Source organism: Sphingomonas faeni, assembly GCF_023195535.1.
In the GTDB taxonomy this organism is placed as follows: domain Bacteria; phylum Pseudomonadota; class Alphaproteobacteria; order Sphingomonadales; family Sphingomonadaceae; genus Sphingomonas; species Sphingomonas faeni_B.
On sequence record NZ_JALPNF010000006.1, the window covers coordinates 89,451 to 112,489 of the forward strand.

The 23,039-nt window shown below is 67.7% G+C and carries 25 protein-coding genes; 5 read left to right on the forward strand and 20 right to left on the reverse strand.

All coding sequences use genetic code 11. The features are described 5' to 3' along the window. Positions 1-9 precede the first annotated feature (9 nt). Genes lysA through SPHN_RS12635 form a run of 3 tightly spaced genes read left to right on the forward strand, consistent with a single transcriptional unit; the run spans position 10 to position 3,024 of the window. A complete protein-coding gene (gene lysA / locus SPHN_RS12625) occupies positions 10-1,272 on the forward strand; it encodes a diaminopimelate decarboxylase (protein ID WP_248523825.1) in 1,263 nt (420 codons plus the stop codon). After that, a complete protein-coding gene (locus SPHN_RS12630; protein WP_248523826.1) occupies positions 1,257-2,057 on the forward strand; it encodes a precorrin-2 dehydrogenase/sirohydrochlorin ferrochelatase family protein in 801 nt (266 codons plus the stop codon). The genes lysA and SPHN_RS12630 overlap by 16 nt, the downstream gene beginning before the upstream one ends. A 13-nt stretch (positions 2,058-2,070) precedes the next feature. Then, a complete protein-coding gene (locus SPHN_RS12635; RefSeq protein ID WP_248523827.1) occupies positions 2,071-3,024 on the forward strand; it encodes a CorA family divalent cation transporter in 954 nt (317 codons plus the stop codon). A 3-nt stretch (positions 3,025-3,027) separates the two neighbouring features. Here the strand turns inward: SPHN_RS12635 and SPHN_RS12640 are convergent, their stop codons facing one another. The 18 genes from SPHN_RS12640 to SPHN_RS12725 form a co-directional block, all read right to left on the reverse strand. Further along, complete coding sequence (locus SPHN_RS12640; RefSeq protein ID WP_248523828.1) at positions 3,028-3,426, reverse strand: flagellar protein FliS; 399 nt, start codon at positions 3,424-3,426, stop codon at positions 3,028-3,030. Beyond that, positions 3,423-4,865 carry a flagellar filament capping protein FliD gene (gene fliD, locus SPHN_RS12645; protein ID WP_248523829.1) on the reverse strand — a complete coding sequence of 481 codons (1,443 nt, stop codon included), beginning with the start codon at positions 4,863-4,865 and terminating at the stop codon, positions 3,423-3,425. Before fliD ends, SPHN_RS12640 begins: the two co-directional genes overlap by 4 nt. Positions 4,866-4,922: 57 nt before the next feature. After that, a complete protein-coding gene (gene flhB / locus SPHN_RS12650; RefSeq protein WP_248523830.1) occupies positions 4,923-6,065 on the reverse strand; it encodes a flagellar type III secretion system protein FlhB in 1,143 nt (380 codons plus the stop codon). Further along, positions 6,065-6,838 (reverse strand): flagellar biosynthetic protein FliR, encoded by a 774-nt coding sequence (gene fliR, locus SPHN_RS12655; protein ID WP_187504379.1) that lies wholly within the window; start codon positions 6,836-6,838, stop codon positions 6,065-6,067. Before fliR ends, flhB begins: the two co-directional genes overlap by 1 nt. A 123-nt stretch (positions 6,839-6,961) precedes the next feature. Then, positions 6,962-7,231 (reverse strand): flagellar biosynthesis protein FliQ, encoded by a 270-nt coding sequence (gene fliQ / locus SPHN_RS12660; RefSeq protein ID WP_055874447.1) that lies wholly within the window; start codon positions 7,229-7,231, stop codon positions 6,962-6,964. Positions 7,232-7,235: 4 nt separating this feature from the next. Then, the gene (fliP, locus tag SPHN_RS12665; protein WP_187504378.1) at positions 7,236-7,982 is read right to left on the reverse strand and encodes a flagellar type III secretion system pore protein FliP; all 747 of its coding nucleotides are present in this window, start codon (positions 7,980-7,982) and stop codon (positions 7,236-7,238) included. A gap of 200 nt (positions 7,983-8,182) precedes the next feature. Further along, on the reverse strand, positions 8,183-8,437 hold the full coding sequence (locus SPHN_RS12670; protein ID WP_056054129.1) for a flagellar biosynthetic protein FliO: 255 nt from the start codon (positions 8,435-8,437) through the stop codon (positions 8,183-8,185). 4 nt (positions 8,438-8,441) lie between these two features. Next, positions 8,442-8,732 (reverse strand): flagellar motor switch protein FliN, encoded by a 291-nt coding sequence (fliN, locus tag SPHN_RS12675; protein ID WP_056054132.1) that lies wholly within the window; start codon positions 8,730-8,732, stop codon positions 8,442-8,444. Next, a complete protein-coding gene (locus tag SPHN_RS12680; protein ID WP_248523831.1) occupies positions 8,729-9,691 on the reverse strand; it encodes a flagellar motor switch protein FliM in 963 nt (320 codons plus the stop codon). The genes fliN and SPHN_RS12680 overlap by 4 nt, the downstream gene beginning before the upstream one ends. A gap of 3 nt (positions 9,692-9,694) precedes the next feature. Then, positions 9,695-10,324 (reverse strand): flagellar basal body-associated FliL family protein, encoded by a 630-nt coding sequence (locus SPHN_RS12685; RefSeq protein WP_248523832.1) that lies wholly within the window; start codon positions 10,322-10,324, stop codon positions 9,695-9,697. Between the two features lie 16 nt (positions 10,325-10,340). Then, positions 10,341-12,071 carry a flagellar hook-length control protein FliK gene (locus SPHN_RS12690; RefSeq protein ID WP_248523833.1) on the reverse strand — a complete coding sequence of 577 codons (1,731 nt, stop codon included), beginning with the start codon at positions 12,069-12,071 and terminating at the stop codon, positions 10,341-10,343. Between the two features lie 47 nt (positions 12,072-12,118). Further along, positions 12,119-12,544, reverse strand: coding sequence for a hypothetical protein (locus SPHN_RS12695; RefSeq protein WP_248523834.1), 426 nt, complete (start codon positions 12,542-12,544; stop codon positions 12,119-12,121). A 1-nt stretch (position 12,545) separates the two neighbouring features. Continuing rightward, a complete protein-coding gene (locus SPHN_RS12700) occupies positions 12,546-13,871 on the reverse strand; it encodes a FliI/YscN family ATPase (protein ID WP_187504374.1) in 1,326 nt (441 codons plus the stop codon). Continuing rightward, positions 13,865-14,617, reverse strand: a complete 753-nt coding sequence (locus SPHN_RS12705) for a FliH/SctL family protein (protein WP_248523835.1) — start codon at positions 14,615-14,617, stop codon at positions 13,865-13,867. The genes SPHN_RS12700 and SPHN_RS12705 overlap by 7 nt, the downstream gene beginning before the upstream one ends. After that, positions 14,610-15,620 carry a flagellar motor switch protein FliG gene (fliG, locus tag SPHN_RS12710; RefSeq protein WP_187504372.1) on the reverse strand — a complete coding sequence of 337 codons (1,011 nt, stop codon included), beginning with the start codon at positions 15,618-15,620 and terminating at the stop codon, positions 14,610-14,612. Before fliG ends, SPHN_RS12705 begins: the two co-directional genes overlap by 8 nt. Further along, on the reverse strand, positions 15,617-17,302 hold the full coding sequence (gene fliF / locus SPHN_RS12715; protein WP_248523836.1) for a flagellar basal-body MS-ring/collar protein FliF: 1,686 nt from the start codon (positions 17,300-17,302) through the stop codon (positions 15,617-15,619). Before fliF ends, fliG begins: the two co-directional genes overlap by 4 nt. A gap of 1 nt (position 17,303) precedes the next feature. After that, the gene (gene fliE, locus SPHN_RS12720) at positions 17,304-17,666 is read right to left on the reverse strand and encodes a flagellar hook-basal body complex protein FliE (RefSeq protein ID WP_248523837.1); all 363 of its coding nucleotides are present in this window, start codon (positions 17,664-17,666) and stop codon (positions 17,304-17,306) included. Then, complete coding sequence (locus SPHN_RS12725) at positions 17,663-18,979, reverse strand: sigma-54 interaction domain-containing protein (RefSeq protein ID WP_248523838.1); 1,317 nt, start codon at positions 18,977-18,979, stop codon at positions 17,663-17,665. The genes fliE and SPHN_RS12725 overlap by 4 nt, the downstream gene beginning before the upstream one ends. Positions 18,980-19,256: 277 nt before the next feature. Here SPHN_RS12725 and SPHN_RS12730 point away from each other — a divergent pair, with 277 nt between their 5' ends. Together SPHN_RS12730 and SPHN_RS12735 are read left to right on the forward strand one after the other, a co-directional pair. After that, positions 19,257-20,084 (forward strand): flagellin, encoded by an 828-nt coding sequence (locus SPHN_RS12730; RefSeq protein WP_248523839.1) that lies wholly within the window; start codon positions 19,257-19,259, stop codon positions 20,082-20,084. Positions 20,085-20,280: 196 nt separating this feature from the next. Further along, positions 20,281-21,072 (forward strand): DUF72 domain-containing protein, encoded by a 792-nt coding sequence (locus SPHN_RS12735; RefSeq protein ID WP_248523840.1) that lies wholly within the window; start codon positions 20,281-20,283, stop codon positions 21,070-21,072. 54 nt (positions 21,073-21,126) lie between these two features. On the opposite strand, the gene SPHN_RS12740 is transcribed toward SPHN_RS12735, so the two are convergent. Both SPHN_RS12740 and SPHN_RS12745 read right to left on the reverse strand, forming a co-directional pair. Further along, positions 21,127-21,291, reverse strand: a complete 165-nt coding sequence (locus tag SPHN_RS12740) for a hypothetical protein (protein WP_164913452.1) — start codon at positions 21,289-21,291, stop codon at positions 21,127-21,129. A 99-nt stretch (positions 21,292-21,390) separates the two neighbouring features. Continuing rightward, positions 21,391-23,037, reverse strand: a complete 1,647-nt coding sequence (locus tag SPHN_RS12745) for a uroporphyrinogen-III synthase (RefSeq protein WP_248523841.1) — start codon at positions 23,035-23,037, stop codon at positions 21,391-21,393. Between the last annotated feature and the right edge of the window lie 2 nt (positions 23,038-23,039).

Consider the following 23,039-nt stretch of genomic DNA (forward strand, 5'->3'; position numbering starts at 1 on the left):
ACCTGATCCATGAACCATTTCGACTATCGCGACGGTGTGATGCATGCCGAGGACGTCGCCCTGCCGGCGATCGCCGAGGCCGTCGGTACGCCCGTCTACGTCTATTCGACCGCCACCTTCCGCCGCCATGCGCAGGTGTTTCGCGATGCGCTGAAGCCTGCGGGACGCGTCCATCTGGCCTATGCGATTAAGGCGAACCCGAACGTCGCGGTGCTGCGTGTGCTCGCCGACGAGGGCTATGGTGCCGATGTCGTTTCGGCGGGCGAGATGCAGCGCGCGCTGGCGGCGGGGATTCCGGCGTCGGACATCGTGTTCTCGGGGGTCGGCAAGACGCGGGGTGAGCTTGCACAGGCGCTGGATGCCGGGATCGGCCAGTTCAATCTGGAGCTGGAGGAGGAGGGCGAAGTGCTCGCGGCGTTGGCGCATGCTCGCGGCGAACGCGCGCCGGCGGTGCTGCGCGTGAATCCCGACGTGGATGCCGGCACGCATGCGAAGATCTCGACCGGGCGCAAGGAGAACAAGTTCGGCGTGGCGATCGACCAGGCGGTCGCGATGTTCGATCGGCTGTCAAAGCATGACGGGCTCGACCTGCGCGGCGTCGCGATCCACATCGGCAGCCAGCTCGCCGACCTCGCGCCGCTCGAGGCTGCCTATGCGCGGATCGGCGAACTCGTCGCGGAACTGCGCGCCGCCGGGCATAGGATCAGCCGCGTCGATCTCGGTGGGGGTCTCGGCGTGCCCTACAAGCCCGGCGATGTGCTGCCGAGCCCCGCCGACTACGGCGCGATGGTCGCGCGCGCGACTGCCGATTGGGACGTCGAACTGATGTTCGAGCCCGGTCGCGTGATCGCGGGCAATGCCGGCGTGCTGCTGACCGAGGTGATCTGGGTGAAGCCGGGGGTCGTGAACCCGTACGTGATCGTCGATGCGGCGATGAACGACCTCGCGCGCGTGGCGATGTATGACGCGTATCATGATTTCGTCGCGGTCGCGCCGACCGGCGAGCGGATGATGGCGAACATCGCCGGGCCGGTGTGCGAGACCGGTGATACCTTCGCGATGGGGCGCGATATCGACGCGGTGAAGTCGGGCGATCTCGGCGTATTCCGCACCGCGGGCGCTTACGGCGCGACGATGGCCTCGACCTATAACAGTCGCGCGCTGGTGCCCGAGGTGCTGGTCGATGGCGACCGGTTTGCGGTGGTCGCCGATCGCATCCACCCGGAGACGATCCTGGCGGCCGAGCGCGTGCCGGAATGGCTCAAGCGGTGACCCCCGCACCGCTTCCGCTACAGAGCCTGCCGCTGTTCGTCAGGCTGGCGGGGCGACCGGTGATCCTGCTCGGCGAGGGCGAGGCGGCGGATGCGAAGCGGCGATTGCTCGATCGTGCGGGCGCGGACGTGGTCGGCGAGGATGCCGCAGCGTCATTGGCGATCGTCGCGATCGACGACGAGGACGAGGCACTGGCGGCGGTCGCGCGGCTGAAGGCGCGGGGGATCCTCGTCAATGCGGTCGATCGTTCGGCGCTGTGCGACTTCACGCTGCCGGCGATCGTCGACCGCGCGCCGGTGCTGATCGCGATCGGGACGAGCGGCGTGTCGGCGGGGCTGGCGGCGGCGTTGCGGCAGCGGCTGGAGGCACTGGTGCCCGCCGATCTGGGCAAGCTCGCGCTGGCGTTGCAGGCGGCGCGTGGCGCGTTGCGGAAGCGCTGGCCCGACATGGGCGAGCGCCGCCGTGCGCTGGCGACGGCGATGGGGGCGGGGGGCATGTTAGACCCGCTGTCGCCGACGCATGATGTCGACGCGTGGCTGGCCCCGACGGACGTGCCCGCGGCAAGGCGCGACGTCGCCATTACGCTCGTCCTACTCTCCGACGATCCCGAGGACCTGACGTTGCGCCAGGCGCGGGCGCTGGCCAGTGCCGACCGCGTCTATCATCGCCCCGACGTGCCTGCGGCGATCCTCGACCGCGCGCGCGCCGATGCCGCGCGGCTGTGCGAGCCGATGCCAAACGATCCCGGCACCGGCCTGTCGGTCGATGTCGAGATGGCCCTGTGAGCGAGATGGTGCGGTGAGCGGGTTCGGCTTTCGCGTCACCGACGGCAAGGCCGCGCGGATCGACGTGAAGGAAGCGCTCGGCTGCACCGCGGACCTTATCTGGGTGCATCTGTCGACCACCGCCGAGCACGCGCAGACGTGGCTTCGCGACGAGGCCAAGCTGCTCGATTACGTCGTCGACGCGCTGACCGCGACCGAGACGCGGCCGCGCTGCGAAGCGGTCGGCGACGGTGCATTCGTCAACCTCCGCGGTCGTTCGCACGAGGAACTCGACACCTCCGACATGCTCGCCTCGGTGCGGATCTGGGCGGTGAAGGGCTGGGTATTCTCGGTCACGCGGAAGCCGTTGATCGCGGTCGCCGAGGTCGAAAAGATGGTCGAACGCGGCGAGGTGCGCGATCCGGGGGACCTGATCGCCGCGTTCGCGACCGCGATCACCGCCGATCTCGACCCCGACGTCGCGTCGCTTGGCGACCAGCTCGACGATTGCGAGGAACAGCTCGACGCCAACCGCGTGTTCGAACTGCGCCGCGCGGTCAGCAGGGTGCGGGTGGCGGCGATCGGCTACAAGCGTTTCCTGAGCCCACAACGGGCGGCGCTGGAGAAGCTGGCGGCGCTACCCGGCGACTGGCTGGCGGATGACGACCGGCTGCATCTGGCCGCGGCGGCGGACCGGGCCGCGCGGATGGCGGAGGAACTCGAATCGATCCGCGAACGCGCCGCGCTGATCCACGAGACGCTGACCGACCTGCGCGCCGAACAGATCGACAACCGCTCGCTGATCATCTCGGTGGCGGCGCTGGTGTTCCTGCCGCTGACGTTTCTCACCGGGCTATACGGCATGAACGTGAAGGGGCTGCCTTATGCCGATGAGCCCTGGGCGTTCGATGCGATCGCCGGCGCCTGTGCGGTGATCGCGGCGGGCGTCGTGCTGTACTTTGCCGGGCGCCATTGGTTCCGGCGGTAAAGGTCAGGCGGCGCTGGCGGTCCGCCAAGCCTGCGCGATCTCGTCGAGCATGTCCGCGGAATCGCGGAACGGCTTCGGATCATGGCCGAGCGAGGCGTTGATGACGGTTTTCCGCGCGCCGCCGTACAGGCGGGCGAGCGTCTCCGAGACCTGGCCGCCTTTTTCGAAGTCCAGACCGGCTTCGAGTGCGAACAGGATCGCGGTGGCGCGCGTGATCCGGTCGCTCTTTACGGAGAATTTGCGGTTCTCGCAGGCCCAGGCGGCGGCGCGCAGGGCAGCGACGAGTTCCTTGTAGAGCAGCTGGACCAGGGCAGGGCCATCGGCGGTGGCGGTACGGCCGACCGCGTCGATCTGGCGATAGGTCGCGAACGGATCGCGTGCGAGGGTACTGGCGTAGGTCACGAGCTCTTGTTCCAGGCTGCGATCTGGTTGGTGAGGAACGCCTGGGTCGATTTGTACGCGGACACGCGCGAGTTCATGCTCGCATATTGCTGCGTCAGGCGCGTGGTGAGCTGAGCGGACTGGTCGGTGACCTTGTCCTGCTGCTTGGCGAGGTCGGCTTCGGCGGCCGTATACCGCGCGGTCGACGCGCCGAGGCCGGTCAACGTGTTCGTCGCGCTGTTGGTGAGCGCGCTGAGCGTGCCGGACAGGCCGAGGACGTTGGTGGAGGACGGCGCGAACATCGATTCGATCGTGTCGGGATAGGCGGCGAGCTGCCGGGCGAGCAGCGCGGTATCGACGCGCAGCGTGCCATCGGTGTTGGTCGCGACGCCGATCTCGGACAGACTGCGCGGAATGCCCGCGGTCGCGCCGCCGACCAGCGGCTTCGACACCAGCGCCTTCAGCGAGCGGAGCAAGGCCGTCGCGGCCGGGTCGGCGCGGAGATTGCCGGTGATCGGATCGGTCTGTTCGGTGATCGTCTTCAGCACCTCGTTGAAGGTCGTAACGACATCGTTGATCGCCTGGGTCAGCGCGTCGGTCGGCGTGCTGCTGGCGAGCGTGACGGGGACCGTGGACACCGCGTTGAGCTGCAGTTTGACGCCATCGACAAGGTCGCTGACCGTGTTGCTCGGTCGCTCGACTTCGATGCCGTCGACGGTGAGCAGCGCGTTCTGCGCGGTCGATACCAGGCTGGTCTGCGTCGCACCGTCGCCGATATCCACCGCACCGCTGGCACCGTCACCCTTCAAGGTGAACGCCTGTGCGGTGCCGGTGCCACCCTTGACCGACAGATAGGCACCGCCATTCGCGTCGGTGACGACGGAGGCGGTCACGCCGCTCTTCGACGCGTTGATGCCGGCGGCGATCGCATCGATGCTGCCGTCGCCGATATCGATCGGAATGCCCGCCCCGCTACCGATCGTCAGGGTCAGCGCGCCGGTATCGAGCGAGGCGGCACGATCTGCGGCAGGGACCGCTGTCGTGGTACGCGCGACCTGCGCTGTCGCAAGGCGCGTGACGGTGACGCTGGCCGACAGGTTCGACAGTTTCGCACCCGACAGCGCGGTCGCGGACAGGATGGTGCTGTTGGAACTGCTGGGCTGCGACTGCAGGCTGCCGCTCTTCACCAGATTGGCGAGCGCGGTGGAGAAGCCGGTCATCGTGCTCTTGAGCGTACCGACGCCCGAGATCTGCGCGGTGAGGGTGTCGGATTTCGCCTTCAGTGCGGCCGTGCGTGCCGCGAACTGGGCTTCGACCAGCGACGTGACCAAGGTGCCGGTGTCGACGCCCGAGCCCGCGTTCAGCCCATTGAGCAGCGCTTGCGTCGCGGTGTTGACCGCACTTTGCGGGGTGGCCGCGGGTGTCGGCGTGGCCGTCGTGCTCGTCGTCGATGTTACCATGGCGAAATCCCTGCACGTGCGCGCTCGTCTGTAAGAACGGCCGGGCGGCCGCGATGTTTAGGCCTGTTTGATGCCATTTTCATCGAATCGAGCGTCCTTCGGCACGGTGACGAACGGCTGGATCGGGGCCGCCGCGCCACCTGCGGCAACGTTCAGCCCGAAGACGAAGGCGAGCACCGTCGCGATCGCCATGTACAGGTCGTCGCGGACTTCCTGCCCCTCCTTGCTGGTGTAATAGACCGCGCGGGCGAGCATTGGATATTCGAGCACCGGCACGCGGCCCTCCGCGGCGAGTTCGCGGATCGCCAGTGCGGTCGCGCCGCGCCCCTTGGCGACCACCACCGGCACCTGGTCCTTGCCGCGATCGTAGCGCAGCGCGACGGCGAAATGCGTCGGGTTGGTCAGCACGACATGTGCCTCCGCGACCGACTTGCGCAGCCCGCCGCTCGCCATCGCGCGCATCTTCGCGCGCATCTGGCCCTTCGCCTCGCCATTGCCCTCGGTCGACTTGTGCTCGTCCTTCACCTCCTGCTTCGACATCCGCATCTTGCCAAGGCGGCGGATGATCTGGATCGGCAGGTCGATGCCGGCGATCGCGCACAGCCCGAACGCCATCGCGATCAGGATCGCTTTGAACGTGCCGCCGAGCGTCGACAGGGCCTGGTTCAGATCGGCGGACGAGGCGAGCCCCATCGTCGTGTGCGCGGCGTTCCACAGCATCCAGCCGCCGATCGTGCCGAGCAGGATGACCTTCAGCAGCGACTTGCCGAGCTCGATCCAGCCGTTCGACCCGAAGATGCGCTTGAGGCCGGCCGCGGGATCGATCCGGCTGTATTTAGGCGCCATCAGCTTGCCGTTGAAGCCGAGCGAGCCGAGCCCGGCCTGGCTGAGGATCGCGGCGGCGATGGTGACGACGAACAGGCTGATCAGCGACGGCGCGAGCTTGCCGCCTGCTTCCATCAACGGGCGCCACGGCGAGAAATCCTCGACATCGGCGTGGGTGAACTGGAAGCTGGATGCCATCACCTGCTTGCAGGCAGTGATGAGGTGCGGGCCGGCGTAGATCAGCCAGCCGACGCCCGCGACCATGCTGAGCGCGGTGGCGAAATCGCGCGAGCGGAGGATGTCGCCCTTATCGACCGCATCCTTCTTGCGCTTGGCGGTTGGGGATTCAGTTTTTTCACCGGAATCTTCGGACATCAGCCGAGCACCAGGTTTTCGGTGGCGGACAGCCCTTCGCGGACGATGACGAGCATGTAGTCGCCCATCGTCGGGAACGCGATCGCCAGCGTGACGACGCCGACCGCGAGGCTGGCGGGGAGGCCGACCGCAAACAGGTTCAGCGCGGGCGCGGCGCGGCTCAGCATGCCGACGACGATGTTGAGGCACAGCAGCAGAAAGCCGACCGGGAGCGCGAGCAGCAGGCCGGCAAGGAACGCATAGCCGCCGAAGAACGCGATCGCCTTCAACCGCTCGATGCCGATCCAGGCTGCACCGGGCGGGAGCACGTCGTAGCTCCGGACGATCAGGTCGATCAGGATCAGATGGCCGTCGACCGACAGGAACAGCAGGGTGAGCATGATCGAGAAGAACTGGCCGAGCGCGGGGGACGACTTGCCGTTCTGCGGGTCGATCGAGGAGGCGAAACCGAGCCCCATCGCGCCGCCGATTACTTCGGCCGCGATCATCGGCGCGGCGAACGAAATCTGCAGCACGAAGCCGAGCGCTAGGCCGACCAGCGCTTCGGCGGCGGCGGAGAGGATGGTGGAGACGGCGAAGATTTGTTGCGGCGGCACGATCGGATGCGCAGCGAGCACGAGGAACCCGATCGCTCCCGACAGGGTGACGCGCACGGTGACGGGCACCGAGACGTTGCCGAACACCGGCGCGGCGATGAACGTCGCACCGATCCGGATCATCACGAAGATGAGCGCCCAGAGCTGCGGCTCGATGCTGAGCCCGAAACCCAACATCTCAGTTGCCGTTCGTGCCGAGTAGGGACCGAGCGAAGTCGAGGGCCCGTATCGAGGTACCTGTCCCTCGATACGCCTTCTCGACGAGCTCGAAGTCTACTCGGGACGAACGGAAATTTTGGCTCATTTAACCAAGTCCGGAATACGCTCGAAGATCCCGATCGTGAAATCGCTCAGCAACCCCAGGATCAGGCTCCCGAAGATCAGGATCGACACGGCGACTACCACCAGCTTGGGCACGAACGACAGCGTCTGTTCGTTGATCGACGTCGCCGCCTGGATCATCCCGAGGATCAGCCCCGCCAGCAGCGCCGGGATCAGGATCGGCGCGCTGGCGAGTGCCAGCACCCACATCGTCTGGTTGGCGACGGTCAGGAAATATTGCGCGTCCATGCTCTCAGGTCGCGAACGAGTTGGCGAGGCTGCCCATCGTCAGTGCCCAGCCGTCGACCAGCACGAACAATAGCAGTTTGAACGGCAGCGAGATGATCGTCGGGCTGAGCATCGCCATGCCGAGCGACATCAGCACGGTCGCGACGACCAGATCGATGACGATGAAGGGGAGGAAGATCAGGAAGCCGATCTGGAACGCGGTCTTCAGTTCCGACGTGACGAACGCGGGGAGCAGGACCGAGAACGGGATGTCGAGCGAGGAGGCATAGGGCCCCGACTTCGCGATCTGCGCGAACATCGTGACGTCCTTCACGCGCGTCTGCTTCACCATGAACGCGTGCAGCGGGACGCCAGCGGTGGTGATCATCTGCGTGCCGGCGAGCTGCCCGGCGGCATAGGGCTGGATCGCGGTCGTGTTGATCTGGCTTATGGTCGGCGCCATGATGAAGAACGACAGGAACAGCGACAGCCCGAGCAGCACCTGGTTCGGCGGCGTCTGCTGGAGGCCGAGCGCCTGGCGCAGGATCGCGAGCACGATGATGATCCGCGTGAAGCTGGTCATCATCAGCAGGATCCCTGGCAGGATCGTCAGCAGCCCCATGATGATGAGGACTTGCAAGCTCAGCGACAGCGACCCGCTCTGGCCGGTGTTGCCCGCGGCCTGTCCGCCGAGCTGGCCAAGCGCGCGATCGACCGCGTCGCCGACGGCGGGGTTGGTCGGAGCGGGGACGGCTTGCGCGAAGGCCGGCATCGCGAGGAAGAGGGCGAGCAGGAGGGCTAGGCCGATCCACACCAAGCTGTTTCCTCGCGAACGCGGGGATCCAGGGTTATGGAGGGCAACGGTCTTGGCTCCTGGATTCCCGCGTTCGCGGGAAAACGGGGAGCGCTTCGGCGCGGCAAACAGGGCAGGGCCCGAACCCTTGCGGGTCACTGTCGGACGAGCGACCGCGCTCATGCGTCGACCTTGTCGATCAGGTGCACGCCGCCACGTCCGACCGAGACGAGCAGCCGGCGGCCCTCGAAATCGATCACCGCGAGGCGCAGGCCCGGCGAGATCATCATCGTTTCCTTGACGCCGATCAGTCGCGTCGAGGGCTTGCCCGGGATCCGGCTCTCGAACTTGCGCCACAGATACAGGCAGCCGAACATCAGGCCGCACACGAGTGGCAGCAGAATGACGAGCTTGAGGATATAGGTCCAGAGCATCGGTTCAGCCGCGCTTGTCGGGCGACACGAGCTCGGTCATCCGAACGCCGAAGCGTTCGCCGACCGTCACCACTTCGCCGCGGCCGATCAGGGTGCCGTTGACGAATACATCGAGGAGTTCGTTGGCTTGGCGATCGAGCTCGATCACGCTGGATTCGCCGAGCGCGAGCAGTTCGCGCAGCGTCAGGCTGGTCGAGCCGATCTCGACGGTCAGCTTGACGTCGACATCCTGGAGCAGCCGGAAATTGGCGGCGACGGCAGCATCTACGGGGAAGCCTCCGGTCATGTCGTTCATGCTGCAAATCCTTCGTCGAAACTGGTAATCGAGGTGAGCTGGATGGCGGCGAAGCCGTTGGACGTACCGACCGTGCCGCAGCCGAGCCGGTTGTTGCCGACCATCACCGGCACGTCGCCCGAGATGGTGATCGGGATCACGTCGCCGGGCTTCAGGTCCATCAGCATGGTCAGCTTGACGACCGGCTCGGCGAGCACCGAGCGGATCGGGAAGCGCACGTTCATGGCGGCGCGCGTCAGCTCGTTGCGCCAGGCGGGATCGGGTTCGGCCGACTTGCCGACGACCTTGGCGGTCAGCGACGGCGCATGCGGCTTCAGCGCGGAGACGGGATAGACGAGGTCGAGGAACACCGGCTTGGCGGTGCCCGCGGCGATCCCGAAGCGCGTGACGATCATCGCGTCCTCGCCGTCGAGCTCGGCGATCATCGCCGGGTTCACCTCGACGCGGGTCGGCAGGAAGTCGAACCGCGCCATTGGCTCCCACGCGGTCTTCAGCGGCGCGGCGATCATCTGGCCGATCCGTGCGACCATCGCCTCGGCGGCGGGCGAGAACTCGGTCGGCAACGTGTGCGGCGCGGCACCGGTACCGCCGAAGAACATGTCGAGCATCTCGAGCACGAACTTGCCGTCCATGATGCACAGCGCCTGCGCCATCCCCGGCGTCATGATCAGCGGCAGCCACGCGGTCAGCGCATCGCTGCGTTCCGCGCGGTAATCGGTGAAGCGCTGGACCACCAACGGCTCAGCCCAGCAACGGACCTCCTGGCGCAGCAACGGCTCGAACACGGCGCGCAAGCCCCGCGCGAACCGGGCGGAGAGATGCTGCAACGAATGCAGGTCGCCGAACGGATTGAGCTTGGCCCCGCCGAGCACGCCCTGATGCAGCACGCCGCCCTGGGGTGCGCCGGAGCGGTCCCGGTCGCGTCGCTCGCGCGTCTTTGCTGAGGCCTCGTTAACCATGCCTCACTGAACAACGAAACTGGTAAAGTAAACGTTACCGATCCCGCCAAAGCCTTCCTTCTGCTTGAGCGTGTCGTTGATCGCTTTGGCCAACCGGACCTGCAACTGGCGCTTGCCGTCGCTGCTCATCACCTGCTCCTCGGTGGTGTCGCCGAGCGCCATCAGGATCGCCGAGCGGACCGCGATGTCGTTGGTCTTGAGGTTGGTGATGACGGTGTCGTCGTACGGCGTGGCGACCGCGATCCCGACCTGGACGAAGTGCGGCGAGTCCTGGAGATTCGAGGTAAATTCCTTCTCCATCGGGTAATAGGTCGACGCGTATTTGTCGCCGCCCTCTCCTGCGGGGGGCTTCATGCCGTGGTTTTCGGGTGCGGCTTCATCCCCGCCGCCATGACCGCCGCCCTCGTCGTCGCCGTCGCCAGTATGCTTCTGCTCGCTCTTGGGGACGAGCTTGGGCTTGCCATCGTCGACCGCCGCGTGACCGCCGCCGAGCAACCCGGCGTTACTGGCATAGACGCCCGCGCCGACGCCGCCACCGACCAGGACCAGCAGCGCACCGCCGCCGATCAGGATCATCTTCATCTTGCCCTTTTTCTTGGGCGCTGCGTCCGCAGTATCTTTCTTGTCGGCCATGTCGGAGTCCTTCGGTTCAAGCGATTCGGGTGTCTTCGGTGAGCGCTGCGTCCACCGCCGGCGAAGCCGTGGTGCGAGTCGGGGCTTGCGGCGTCGTTGGTGGGCGGTGCTGGCCGTTGTTCGCGGCGCCGTCGCCTGGCGTGCCCTGCGCAAGCGATCCCTGGCCAAGCGATCCCTGGGCAAGCTTCAGCCCGCGCGCTTCGGCCAGTTCGACCAGCCGTGGCTGGGCATCCTGCAACAGGGTGCGCGTCGCGCTCTGCTCGGCTTGGAAATGGACGCGGACGGTGTCGCCGTCCTTTCTCATCGATACGTCGATCGCACCGAGCGCGTCGGGGATCAGGCGGATCCGCGTGTCTCCGGCGTCGGCGGCATCGCGGAGGATCTCGATCCGTTCAATCATCGCGTGCGGCCAGCGATCCTGACGCATGTCGAGCGGCGCGTGCTGCGTCTCGGCCGTCCTGATCGCCGGTGCCGATACGGGCGCGCTGGTTACCAGCGAGGATATGGTCGGGTCCGCCTTGTCGCGATCGTCGCGCGCCCTGGTCGCGGCCTGGATCGCCGCGCCGAACACCTGGCTTGCCGATGCGACAATACCCGGCTGTGGCTGGATCGCGTCGGGTAGGGCCACGGCCAGTGCGACGGGCGCTGTGGCGTCGGTCGAGACCCAGCGCGTCATGGCGTTGTTCGGGTCGATGCCGGTCGATACGGGCGCTGCGTCGGTGAGATCGGGCGACGCCGGAGTATCGCCTCTGCTCGTGGATGCCGGACCCGTGAGGGAAGGCAAGACGGATGTCGGCACGATGGGCCCCGCCACTTGTGTCGGTGGGGCGGTGATCGGTGGAAGGGTAGCTAGGGCGACCGGCAGGCTCTGCGCGGGACTGGAAGCAAGCGTCGCATTGCTCGTGACGGCGGACGAAGGGCGTGTATCGGCAGCGGCTGCCGGAGGCGGTATGGGTGCGGGTGCGGTCGTCTCTTCCGTCTGCGGTGCTGCGGCCTGCGCTTGCTGGCCAGCCTTGCCCGTCGTGCGGGAGGGCGTGGCGTCGGCGAACTTGCCGACAGACGATGGAAGTCCTGGCGATAGTGGAGCCGTCGCAGTGCCGTCATCCGTATGCGCCGTCTCGGCGACATCGACGGCGATCGCGACGACCGGCAAGGGGAGAACCGCCGGTTGCGGCGCGAGCATCATGTCTGCGGCGATGGTTGGGCTTGCCGGCATCGGGGCCTCGGCGGGCTGCTCCGTAACTTCGTCCGGGGCAGGGCCATCCTTGGGGCGGGGATCGCGGCGTATTACGGCGAACGCCGTCGGTCGGGCGATACGTACGACCTGGGCGGGGATCGCGACCGGCTCGGCTTTGCCGGCGGGCGGCGCGGTTTCGACCATTTCGGGCGTCAGGGTGCTTGCCGGAAGCAGTGACGGCTTTGCAATCGCCAGTGTCTGCGCGGGGTGGGGTGTGAGTATGGGCTGCCATTCCACCGCTTGGTCACCGGCGTGCGTCACGATCGGCAAGACGTTGCCGGTTACGGCGACGTCCTGCAGGATGACGGCATCGGGAGCGATGCCAGTAAGGGGGACGAGCGGCGTCGGCGCTGACGGTGCAGGCGGCAGGCCGGGGAACGCACCCTCGTCGAGCGCATCGTTTGCCTGTGCAAAGGAATCGGCGAAATCGACCACCGTGCGCCCGTTCTGCACGGCCGGCGATCGTGTCTGCGCGGGGAGAACGGGAGAAAGGACGGCGATCTGGATCATGCAGAATACTCGTTCGGGCGATCGGCACGCGGCCGCATAGCCCTCCCTCAGCAAGGATCGTGCCGAACCTTCCGGAACGCGGGCGCTTCCTCCATCGCGCGGATCGCCTTGAGCACCGCGTCGGCGTCGGCACGCGCGAGCAGCTTCTCGACCGCGCTTTGATCGCGCTTGGCGGCGCGGGTTGCCTCGGCGGCGCGTTCGACGCGATTTTCGGCCGCCTGCACGCGTTCGACCGCGGCATTGGCGGATTGTTGCAGGCGGTCGCGGTAATGCGCCGACGCGCCCAGCGAGACCGCGGCGCGCGTTTCGTGGATCGGCGCTACGGCTTCGGCGAGCAGCGCGATACGGCCGGAAAGCGCCTGTTCGCTGGCGAACTTGTCGTGCGCGCGGGCTTCGTCGGCACGCGTCAGACCGAGCTGGAGCGTGCGGACGCGGTGGATGCGCGCCAGCGTCTTGCCGCGGGCATCCGCCATCTCAGCCGCCGAACACGCCGGTGAGCTCGGCGACCGCGTCGTTCAGCGAGACGGTCTCGTCGGCGTCCTGGCGGATATATTCCATGACCGCCGGGTGGCAGGCGATGGCGGCGTCGATCGCAGGGTCGGCGCCGTGGCGGTAGGCGCCCATCAGCACGAGGTCGCGGTTTTCCTCATAGGTGGCGAGGTGGCGGCGGAGCGTCCGCGCGGCCTTGGCATGGGGGGCGTCGACGATGTCGGTCATCACGCGGCTGACCGACGGGCCGATGTCGATCGCGGGGTAGACGCCGCGCTCGGCGAGGTGGCGGTTGAGGACGATATGGCCGTCGAGGATCGAGCGCGCCGAGTCCACCACCGGATCGTTGCCGTCGTCGCCGTCCGCGAGCACCGTGTAGATCGCGGTGATCGAGCCGCCGGTGTGGACGTCGACGCCGGCGCGCTCGATCAGGTTCGGCAGCATCGCGATGGCGCTGGGTGGATAACCGCGCGCGGACGCGGGTTCGCCGAGCGCGAGGCCGATCTCGCGACCGGCATGCGCGACGCGGGTCAGCGAATCCATGATGAGGAGGACCTTCTTGCCCTCGTCGCGGAAGGATTCGGCGATCGCGTGCGCCCGGAGCGCGCCGCGGATGCGGAGGACGGGGGAGTGGTTGGCGGGGACGGCGACGACGACCGAGCGTTTGCGCGCTTCGCCGGCGACCTTGGTTTCGAGGAAGTCGGCGACTTCGCGGCTACGCTCGCCGATCAGGCCGATGACGATCACGTCGGCTTGGGCCGCGCGGACGATCATGCCGAGCAGCACCGACTTGCCGACGCCCGACCCGGCCATGATGCCGACGCGCTGGCCCTGGCCGATCGTCAGCAGGCCGTTGATCGCGCGCACGCCGACGTCGAGCGGTTCGAGCACGCGGCCACGGTCGAGCGGCGACTGGAGCTTGCCGGCCAGCGGCCAGCGCCCGGCACCACGGATCGGACCGAGCCCGTCGATCGGCTTGCCGGCGCCGTCGACCACGCGACCCAGCAGCGCGGCGCCGACTTCGGCCTCACCCGGAGGCCCGATCGGCTTGACCGGCGCGCGCGGGAGCAGCGCGGCGGGGCCACCGAGGTTCATCATCAACGTGCGGCCGTTGCGGAAGCCGATGACCTCGGCCTCGACGCTCGCCGCGCCTTCGCCGACCTGGCAGACGGTGCCGACCGGAAGGGTCAGGCCGACCGCTTCCATGAGCAGGCCGTCGAACGACGCGAGGCGGCCCGAGACCTTCGGCTTGGCGACGAAATCGGCGTTGGAGAGGGTTTCGAGATAGTCGGCGGTAAAGCGGTTCAGCATTTGGGCACCGGCACCCGGTCGATCGCCTGCGCAAGTTGATCGAGCCAGAGTTCGGGGCCGTCCTCGACGATGGTCGATGCGCTTTCGAGTACGAAGCTGCCGCGCGCGACGCCCGGATCGCCCGCGGCGAAGATCGTTTTCGGCAGGCGGCCTTCGAGCAATGCGACATCGTCGGGATGAACGCGGAGCAGTGCGGATTCGGCGGAGTCCGACAGGAGTTCGGCGGCGGTCTCGATCCGGCCGGCAAGGACGTCGGGCGCGATCCCGACTTCGCCAACCAGTTTCGAAACCAGGAACAGCACGGTCTGGCGGAGTTGGGCGGCGACCCGTTCGCGGTCGATCCGGTCGCCGCCCAGCGCGGTGGCGAGATCGCCGAGCAACGCGGTGTCGCGCGCTCCAGCGTCCCGCGCGGCAGCGGCTGCAGCGGCGAGGCCCTCGGCATAACCGGCGGCATGCGCGTCGGCGAGCGGATCGATGAACGAGGATTCGCTCACCGGATCGAGCGGATCCCAGCCCGCGGTCGGGTTCACGTCCTTGTCCGCCGGGCTGAAGTGTTTCGGCGCACTCGGCTCCGTGATGGGTTGCGAGGTGAAGCTCGGCGACGAGAAATTGCTCGTCGGACGCGGTGCCGCACGCTCGCGGATATCCGCTGCGGCGAAGCCGGACGGCGGCGCGAACGCGCTCGCCAGGATGTGCGCCGTCGTCGTGTGGCGCGACGCGAAGCCCGCGGTGAAGCCGTTAGACATAATCGTCTTCGCCCCCGCCCATCTGGATCGTGCCGTCCTTCGCCAGCCCGCGCGCGATCGCGATCATCGCCTTTTGCGCTTCGAGCACTTCGGCGAGCTTCATCGGCCCGCGTGCTTCCATCTCGTCGCGGATGCCGTCGGCGGCGCGCGCCGACATGCAGCCGAGGAAACGGTTGCGGATCGTCTCGTCGACGCCTTTCAGCGACTTGGTCAGGATCTCGCTGTCGACGTTGCGGATCAGCGTGCCCAGATTCTTGTCGTCGAGCTCCAGCAGATTGTCGAAGACGAACATCGCCTCCTCGATCGCCTTCGCTACGTCGCGATCGATCTTGAACAGTTTCGGCATCACCCGCTGTTCGGTCGCTTTGCGCGCACCGGAGAGAATCTTCGCCGCCTCGCGTGTGCCACCCAGCGTGACGCCAGCGCCGGTCGACCCTGTGCTGGTGCGGTTGGCGAGCAGCGTGCGCAGCGTATCGACGGCTTCGGGCGTGATCGGCCCGAGTCGCGCGATGCGGTGGAGGATGTCGGGCTGGACCGCATCGGGCAGCAGTTCGAGGACCTGGCCGCCGACCGACGCATCGAGGTTGGCGATCAGCACCGCGGCGATCTGCGGATGCTCCTTCTCGATCATCGCCGCGATCTCGGGCGCGTCGAGCCAGTCGAGCAGTTCGAGTTCGCACGCAGCTTCTGCCGGCGTGATCCGCGCGAGTACGCTCTCCGCCTTTTCACGGCCCAGAGCGCGGTTCATCACCGCCTCGATCTTGGGCCGCGGGTCGAAACCGATCGCGGTCCGCTCGCGGGCGCGGTCGACGAAATCGTCGAGCACGTCCTCGACTTCCTGCTCCGACACGTCGGCGACCTTGAACATCGCCGCGCCGAGCTGTCGCACCTCTTCGGGTTCGAGCTTCTGGAGGATGGCCGCGGCCTCCTCCTCGCCGACCAGCATCATCAGCACCGCGGCGCGCTCGACGCCGGTATAGGTGCGAAGCGCAACCTCGCTCACTTCGCGTCCGCCTTGATCATGTCGCGCACGGCGAGCGCAGCGCGCGTAGGATTGTCGCGGGTGAAGCCGCGGACCGCGCCGATCCGGTCGTCATAGCCACGCGTGTTCTCGAGCTGGTCGAGGCTGACGGGGGCGGCCACGCCTATCCCGGCGGGTGCGCCCTCGCCATCGAGTTCGCCGATCGGCTGGCCAAACGCGGGACGCGTCGTGGCATCCTCGCGCTTCTTCATCAGCGCCTTGGCGATCGGGCGGACGCCGAGCAACAGCACCAGCAGCGCGATCACGATCGCGGTGCCGTTGCGGGCGAGTACCGGCAGCCAGGCATTGTCGTACCAGGCAGGGCCAGCGGCGGCATCGGTGGCGCCGGCGAACTTGCGGCTGATGACCGTGACGTTGTCGTTGCGCGCCTGATCGAAGCCGACCGCGCTCTTCACGAGATCGCTGATCTGGTTGATCTCCATCGCGGTGCGACGGCCCTTTTCGGGATCGCGCAGGAGCACGGCGACCGAGAGGCGCTTGACCCCGCCCGGCGTGGCGCGCGTCACCGACACTTCGCGGCCGAGGTCGTAGGCGCGCTGATATTGGTCGGACTGCTTCATCGCATCGGGGGCGGGGCCCCCGGCGACCGGCTGCGCGACGGGCGTGCCGGGATTGCCGGTGGCAGGCTGTGGCGCCGACAGCGTGCTGGCAGCGGGCGGGGTGTTGCTCAGCACACCCGGAATACCGCCTGGAGCAGCGCCTGCGCCGTCCTTCTGGTTGCCGGTCCAGTTGCCCGTCTCGGCGCGCAGCACGCCCTGCTTTTCATAGCTCTCGCGCGTCGCCTGGCTCTCGTCGAGATTGACGTCGGCCTGGACCTCGGCGGTGAAATTGCCTGCACCGACCAGTGGCGTGAGAAGCGCGATCAACTGGGTGCGATACTTGTCCTCGATCCGGCGCTGGATATCGATCCGCGCGTCGCTCGCGGCGCCCGCGCCGTCGTTGCCGCCGGCCTTGGTGAGCAGCGCGCCCATCTGGTCGACGATCGTCACGGCCTCGGGTTTCATGCCCGGCACTGACGAGGCGACGAGATTGATGATCGAGCTGACCTGCGCATCGCTCAGCGAACGCCCGCCTTGAAGCTTCAGGATGACCGACGCCGATGGCGCCGCGTTATCGCGGACGAACACCGACGCTTCCGGCATGGCGAGATGCACGCGCGCCTCGGCGACCGCATCGATTTCCTCGATCGACTTGGCCATCTCGGACTCGCGCGCCTGGCGGAGGCGTTCGCCTTCAACCGCACGCGAAACGCCCATCGGCAACTGGTCGAGGATCGCATAACCGCCGGGCGCCGCCTTCGGCAGGCCCTGGCCCGCCAGCAGCATCTTCGCGCGGCTGTAATCGTCCTCGCCGACCGTCAGCGCGCCGGTGCCTTCGTCGATATGGCTCTTGATGTTCGCGGTGGTCAGCGCCGACGTCACCGCGGCCTTGTCCGAATCCGGCAGGCCGCTGAACAGCGTCTTCTGCGGCGGCGTCGACAGGCTCATCCACGCCAGCGCGGCGGCGGCGATCAGGCCGACCATCAGCGCCATCGGCAGCGAGCGGCGGACGGCCGGCTGCGCGAACACGCCCTTGATCTGCTGGAGGGGGTTGGCGAACCGTTCGGTCGCGCCGGATGAAGCGGGGATGAGTGCGGTGCTCATGTCAGACCGGCATGCTCATGATATCCTTGTAGGCGGACAGCAGCTTGTTGCGGACCTGCAACGTCGCCTCGAACCCGACCGACGCCTGCTGGCGGGCGAGCATCACTTTCGCGATGTCGACCGTCTCGCCGCGCTCATAGCTTTCGCTGAGCTTGGCGGCCTGGGTCTGGCCGTCGTTGACGCTTTTCAGCGCGGTTTCCATCGTGTCGGCAAAGCTGGTCGGCTTGACCGTCTCGGTCGGCGCGACGGTCGCGCTCGCCCCGGCACGCGAAAGCGCCTGGTTGCGTTCGAGGATCTGCGAGCGCAGCGCCATGACGCGGTCGACGCTCATCGCGCCGCCGCCGATTCCGGACACGCCGCTCATGCCGAGGCGGCCCAGTTATGGGCGCTTCCCCAGTTCTGAGCGTTGCCGATGTCGTCGCCCTGCTCGCGTGCCTTGGCGAGGCGATAGCGTAGCGTGCGTTCGGAAATGCCGAGGCGTTTCGCGGTCTCGATCCGGCTGCCGTTGCAGGCCTTGAGCGTTTCGCGGATCGCGGCGAACTCGCTCATCTGGACGATGTTTCCGAGAGTTTCGGGTTCGTTCGGCGCCACGGGTGCGATCGACGCGACTGGTGCACTCCGCTGGAACGTCATCGACACGGGGCGATCGAACACGATGTGGTTCGCCTCGATCGTGTCGCCGCCGCAGAACAGCAGCGCGCGTTGGATCACGTTTTCCAGCTCGCGGACGTTGCCGGGCCAGTCGTGCAGCATCAGTTGCTCGATCGCCGCATGGCTCGGCCAGGGAATGACGTTGCGGTTGCCGGCGTGACGCAGGATCAGCGTCGCGGCGAGCGCGGGGATGTCCTGCGGGCGCTCGGCCAGCGACTTGGTCGCGAGCGGGAACACCGCGAGGCGGTAATAGAGATCGGCGCGGAACCGGCCGGCGGCGACTTCGGCGTGGAGATCGCGGTTGGCGCAGGCGATGACGCGGACGTCGATCGACTGCGGCACCGAGGCGCCGAGCGGCACGACCTCGCGCTCCTGCAAGACGCGGAGCAGTTTCGCCTGAAGCTGCAGCGGCATCTCGGCGATTTCGTCCAGCAAAATCGTGCCGCCGTTTGCCGCGCGGAAGAACCCGTCGCCGCCCGACGACGCGCCGGTGAACGCGCCCTTCTGGTGACCGAACAGCAGCGCCTCGAGCATCGATTCGGGCAGCGCGGCGCAGTTGATCGCGATGAACGGCTTGTCCTTGCGCGCGGAGCCGTTGTGGATGGCACGGGCCAGGACTTCCTTGCCGGTGCCGGTCGGGCCGTTGATCAGCACGGTGATGTCGGCGGCGGCGACGCGCTCCGCGAGGGCGAGCAGCGCGAGCGATTCCGGGTCCGCGGCGGTCGGCATGTCCGGGCCGCCGATCAGGGCGCGGGCGAAGCCGTTGCCGACCGCGGTATCTTCTGCGGCAAAGCTGATCCGGGCTGGCGCACCGCCTCGCGACGGGGTCACTTTGCGACCCGTGCATCCGATCACCACGGTGCGGGCAGGGGCCGTGATGCCCTCGCCGTCAGCGACCAGAAACAGGTCGTCCGCACTCGGCTGTGCCGTCTCGAACGAGCCTACGCCGAACCCCTGCGCGCGCAGCGACGAGACGAGCGCATATTTCCGCGAAGTGACTGCGGCTGACGGAAAAATCGAACGCATGGTGTTCCCCCTGGACGATTCGAGACTTGCGCCAAGGTTGGTAAACTTGTGGTTAAACGCTGCCGCCCGCCGGCAAATTTTGTCCGGGCGCGTCCGCATGGACACACACGGTCGCGTTCGCGCGCGCGAGCACGCCTGCACCGGTGTGCGAGCCCGTGCGCGAGGGGCGATTTTTTAATTTAAGTCGGCGCGAAGGCGGCCGTTACTCATCTCGACGGCACGGGGTTTTCGCCATGGGGGCGGCGCGGATCGTCGGAACATATACGGAGATTTCGCAATGACTGTCATCGGTACCAACATCTCGGCTATGCGCGCCTCGAACGCCTCGAACGCTGCCAGCAGCGCTCTTGCAACCTCGATGGAGCGCCTGTCGACCGGCAAGAGCATCAATTCGGCGAAGGACAACGCAGCCGGTCTCGCTATCTCGACGTCGATGTCGTCGCAGATCAAGGGCATGAGCCAGGGCATCCGCAACGCCAACGACGGCATCTCGATGGCGCAGACCGCCGAAGGCGCGCTCGACGAGGTCACCAATAACCTGCAGCGCGTGCGCGAACTCGCGGTCCAGTCGTCGAGCGGCACGTACAGCGCCGAGGACAAGGTCAATATCCAGGCAGAAGTCACCGCACTGACCGCGCAGATCACGAGCACGCTGGCCAATACGAAGTTCAACGGCAACAAGCTGTTCGACGGTAGCACGGGTACGGCCGGTGTCGTCACGATCCAGGCCGGAGCCAACATCGAAGACAAGGTCAGCCTGACGCTGCCTTCGCTGGTTGCCGATGCGACGATCACGGCGGCGACCGCACTCGACCTGGGTACGGCGACGGACAATTCGTCGATCACCACGGTCGATGCCGCGCTGGAGACGATCAACACGGCACGTGCCGGTCTGGGTGCCGCACAGAACCAGCTCCAGTCGGCAGTCAACAACCTGACCTCGAACTCGACCAACCTGTCGGACGCCAAGAGCCGTATCGAGGACACCGATTTCTCGTCCGAGACGACCGCGCTCGCCAAGGCGCAGATCCTGAGCCAGGCATCGACCGCGATGCTGAGCCAGGCGAACCAGAGCCAGCAGAGCGTCCTGAAGCTGCTTCAGTAATCCGAGCCCCGGCATCGGCATCGCCCCCCAAAGGATGACGATGCCGATCGGATCCGCTGCACGCGTTGCAAGCGGTACGTAGACCCCGGCAGCTTCGGCTGTCGGGGTCTTTCCGTGGCACCGACGATCCGCGCCTTGGGCGGCCAGCTTGGGGCGATGTCGCCAAGCCCTGCATTATCGCGCTACACTCGCCGGCATGACCATCAGAATCGGTATTGGCGGCTGGACCTACGAGCCGTGGCGCGGGACCTTCTATCCCGAGAAATGGCCGCAGAAGCGCGAGCTCGACTATGCCGCCGAACGCGTCACCGCGATCGAGATCAACGGCACCTATTACGGCAGCCAGAAGCCCGCGACCTTCGCGTCCTGGGCCAAGGCGGTACCCGACGGCTTCGTCTTCGCGCTGAAGGCCTCGCGCTACTGCACCAACCGGAAGGTGCTGGCGGAGGCGGGGGAGTCGATCGCGAAGTTTACCGGGCAGGGGATCGTCGAACTGGGCGACCGGCTCGGGCCGATCCTGTGGCAGTTCATGGCCACCAAGAAATTCGACGCCGACGACTTCGCCGCGTTCCTGAAACTGCTGCCCGCCAAGCAGGACGGTCTGGCGCTGCGCCACGCGATCCAGGTCCGGCACGAAAGTTTCGCGGTGCCCGAATTCGTCGCGATGTGCCGCGATGCCGGCGTCGCGATCGTGTTCGCCCAGTCCGCCGAATACCCCGCGATCGCCGATGTCACCGGCGATTTCGTCTATGCCCGGCTGGAGGATGCCGAGGAGCGTTTCGTCGCCGGCTACGCCCCGAACGCGCTCGACGACTGGGCCGCCAAGGCGAAGACCTGGGCGGCGGGCGACCGGCCGGGCGGGTTGCCCTATGTCGATGACACCGCCCCGGCGAAGACCCCCCGCGAGACGTTCGTCTTCTTCATCAACGGCGCCAAGGTCCGCGCGCCCCACGCGGCAATGGCGCTGATCGAGCGTGTAGCCGGTTGATTTGGTCCCGTTGGCAGCGAGTGTATCGTCGCGCGTGATCCCGGCGATATCGCGCTAGAGTCTTCCCAGCAGGATCACGGCGATCTGTTCCCTGTACAGTGCGGCAAGGCTGAGATGCATTTCCATCACCTGCGCGGTCAGCGCCAGGGTGGCGAGCTGGATATGGCGCCCATGCCAGAGTTCTAGGTCCTTGGGACTGCGGGGCATGACCGGGTTCATGGGCGCAGGTTGGGCTCGGCGGGTTAATCTCGTGCTAGCAAGTCGCCAGCAATGATAACAACTTAGATCAACACCACACCCGAAACGACGTTTGCCCGCTTATATGCCGGCAGCGCCCTCGTCCGGCGTCGTCGTTTCCACGACCGGCGGCGGGATAACCACGGGCGCCGGCTGCGGCTGGCCCGCCTGGCCAATCAGTGCGGTGTTCTCGATCACGTCGAGCGCCTGGCGTGCGGTGACGTAGCGCCGCGCGGCGTCCATCCAGTTGCTGGCCTGCGCCGCACCCGGCAAGCGCGCGACCTCGGCCCGTGCCGCCTCGACCTGGCCCGCTTCGAGCAACCGGCGCACGCGTGCGAGGCGGTCGGCGGGCATGGGCGAGGGCGTGCCGGCCTTGCGCAAAACTACCAGCGAATCGATCTGGTGCTGGATCGTGTCGAGCCAGCCTTCGCCGGTTGAGGTCGTGATGTCGGGCGCGATCGTGTCGAGGCCCTGGCGCAAATCCTCCAGCGTCACCGGCTGGCGCGCGGCCTGGATCAGCAGCATCGTCGCGCGCGGCTGGGCCTGGCCGAAGCGCAGCCGCAACTGCTCCTCGAGATAGCCGAGCCCGACCCCGCGATCGAGCGCGCGGCGGGCGGCGAACGCGACCATCAGCCCTTCCGCACGCGTCGCCTGTCCGCCGGCCGCACTGGCATCCGTCGTGATCGCCGCGGTGCGCGCCTCGAGCGCGGCCAATTGCGCCGCCAGCGTCGCCTCGCGCGTCGCCAGCACCGCGGTATCGACCGGCGCGGCCGCCTGCGGCTCGCCGTCGGGGCCCAGCGGCTGCGACGGGATATAGCCGGTCGCGGACGCCGAAGCCTTTTGCTGCGCCGTCGTCGCGGCGGCGGTGGAACGGGTGAAACCGAACCACGGCACGGTCTTGGCCGCATACGCCATCAGCGCGAGGCCGGCGATGAACGCAAGGCCCACCAGCGCAAGGATGACACCCATTCTAGGTCCGCGTGCCCGTGGGCGATCGGTCGGCACGTAGTCGCTCATGGCGTGCTTATCCCCGCCGCGCGCGCGCTGGTCAATCGCGCGCGTGTTCGCGGACGCAGCGGCCATCGCGACGACCGCCGAATCGCTCGGTTCGGGGGCAATCGCGACTTCGCCCCAGCCCGTCCCGGCCGCGTCGCCGACCGCCCGGCTGATCGCGACCAGCGCGATGCGGGAGCGATCCGCGCCTGCCCCATCGACCAGCTCGGCCAGCCGCGCGGCGGCGCGCGCGGAATGCACCAGGACCAGCGCATCCTCGAACGACCGCGCGACGTCCGCCGGCACCGGGACGGCCTCGCTCGCATAGACGGTGACCGCCTCGACGCCGTCCTGGGTCGGCGCCTGTTCGCGCCCGGCAAGATGCAGCAACCGCGCGAAACCCCGATCCCGCGCCTCGGCCACCACCGCGCGCGCATCCTCGCCGCCCGTCACCGCGACCGCGAACCCGGCCCCGCTCGCCGCCGCCGCCGTCGCCGCGCCGACCGCGACCACCGGCAACCGCCTGAAAAGGCCCAGCCCCGCGCCACCATGCCGCACCGCGTTCGCACTCGTCAGCAACAGCCCGTCGAACCCGGTGGGATTGGGCGGCGTCCAATAGACCGGCACCACCGCGAACAGCGGAACCTGCCGCACCTCCAGCCCGCGCGCGCGCAAGGCATCGGCGGTGCGCGTGTTGCCCGGTTCCGGCCGCAGCACCACGACCATGCGGGTCATCG

What these genes read in the sequence shown, in the direction of transcription:
- SPHN_RS12695 (WP_248523834.1), bottom strand. Translation starts at nt 12,544, where the DNA reads ATGGCGGATGCCCGCGGCAAGACGCTGGCGCGCATCCACCGCGTCCGC.
- lysA (WP_248523825.1), top strand. Translation starts at nt 10, where the DNA reads ATGAACCATTTCGACTATCGCGACGGTGTGATGCATGCCGAGGACGTC.
- SPHN_RS12700 (WP_187504374.1), bottom strand. Translation starts at nt 13,871, where the DNA reads ATGCTGAACCGCTTTACCGCCGACTATCTCGAAACCCTCTCCAACGCC.
- SPHN_RS12670 (WP_056054129.1), bottom strand. Translation starts at nt 8,437, where the DNA reads ATGCTCTGGACCTATATCCTCAAGCTCGTCATTCTGCTGCCACTCGTG.
- SPHN_RS12690 (WP_248523833.1), bottom strand. Translation starts at nt 12,071, where the DNA reads ATGATCCAGATCGCCGTCCTTTCTCCCGTTCTCCCCGCGCAGACACGA.
- SPHN_RS12705 (WP_248523835.1), bottom strand. Translation starts at nt 14,617, where the DNA reads ATGTCTAACGGCTTCACCGCGGGCTTCGCGTCGCGCCACACGACGACG.
- fliE (WP_248523837.1), bottom strand. Translation starts at nt 17,666, where the DNA reads ATGAGCGGCGTGTCCGGAATCGGCGGCGGCGCGATGAGCGTCGACCGC.
- SPHN_RS12630 (WP_248523826.1), top strand. Translation starts at nt 1,257, where the DNA reads ATGGCTCAAGCGGTGACCCCCGCACCGCTTCCGCTACAGAGCCTGCCG.
- flhB (WP_248523830.1), bottom strand. Translation starts at nt 6,065, where the DNA reads ATGTCCGAAGATTCCGGTGAAAAAACTGAATCCCCAACCGCCAAGCGC.
- fliQ (WP_055874447.1), bottom strand. Translation starts at nt 7,231, where the DNA reads ATGGACGCGCAATATTTCCTGACCGTCGCCAACCAGACGATGTGGGTG.
- SPHN_RS12745 (WP_248523841.1), bottom strand. Translation starts at nt 23,037, where the DNA reads ATGACCCGCATGGTCGTGGTGCTGCGGCCGGAACCGGGCAACACGCGC.
- fliP (WP_187504378.1), bottom strand. Translation starts at nt 7,982, where the DNA reads ATGCCGGCCTTCGCGCAAGCCGTCCCCGCTCCGACCAACCCCGCCGTC.
- fliN (WP_056054132.1), bottom strand. Translation starts at nt 8,732, where the DNA reads ATGAACGACATGACCGGAGGCTTCCCCGTAGATGCTGCCGTCGCCGCC.
- fliF (WP_248523836.1), bottom strand. Translation starts at nt 17,302, where the DNA reads ATGAGCACCGCACTCATCCCCGCTTCATCCGGCGCGACCGAACGGTTC.
- SPHN_RS12725 (WP_248523838.1), bottom strand. Translation starts at nt 18,979, where the DNA reads ATGCGTTCGATTTTTCCGTCAGCCGCAGTCACTTCGCGGAAATATGCG.
- SPHN_RS12740 (WP_164913452.1), bottom strand. Translation starts at nt 21,291, where the DNA reads ATGAACCCGGTCATGCCCCGCAGTCCCAAGGACCTAGAACTCTGGCAT.
- SPHN_RS12680 (WP_248523831.1), bottom strand. Translation starts at nt 9,691, where the DNA reads ATGGTTAACGAGGCCTCAGCAAAGACGCGCGAGCGACGCGACCGGGAC.
- fliR (WP_187504379.1), bottom strand. Translation starts at nt 6,838, where the DNA reads ATGTTGGGTTTCGGGCTCAGCATCGAGCCGCAGCTCTGGGCGCTCATC.
- fliD (WP_248523829.1), bottom strand. Translation starts at nt 4,865, where the DNA reads ATGGTAACATCGACGACGAGCACGACGGCCACGCCGACACCCGCGGCC.
- SPHN_RS12685 (WP_248523832.1), bottom strand. Translation starts at nt 10,324, where the DNA reads ATGGCCGACAAGAAAGATACTGCGGACGCAGCGCCCAAGAAAAAGGGC.
- SPHN_RS12730 (WP_248523839.1), top strand. Translation starts at nt 19,257, where the DNA reads ATGACTGTCATCGGTACCAACATCTCGGCTATGCGCGCCTCGAACGCC.
- SPHN_RS12735 (WP_248523840.1), top strand. Translation starts at nt 20,281, where the DNA reads ATGACCATCAGAATCGGTATTGGCGGCTGGACCTACGAGCCGTGGCGC.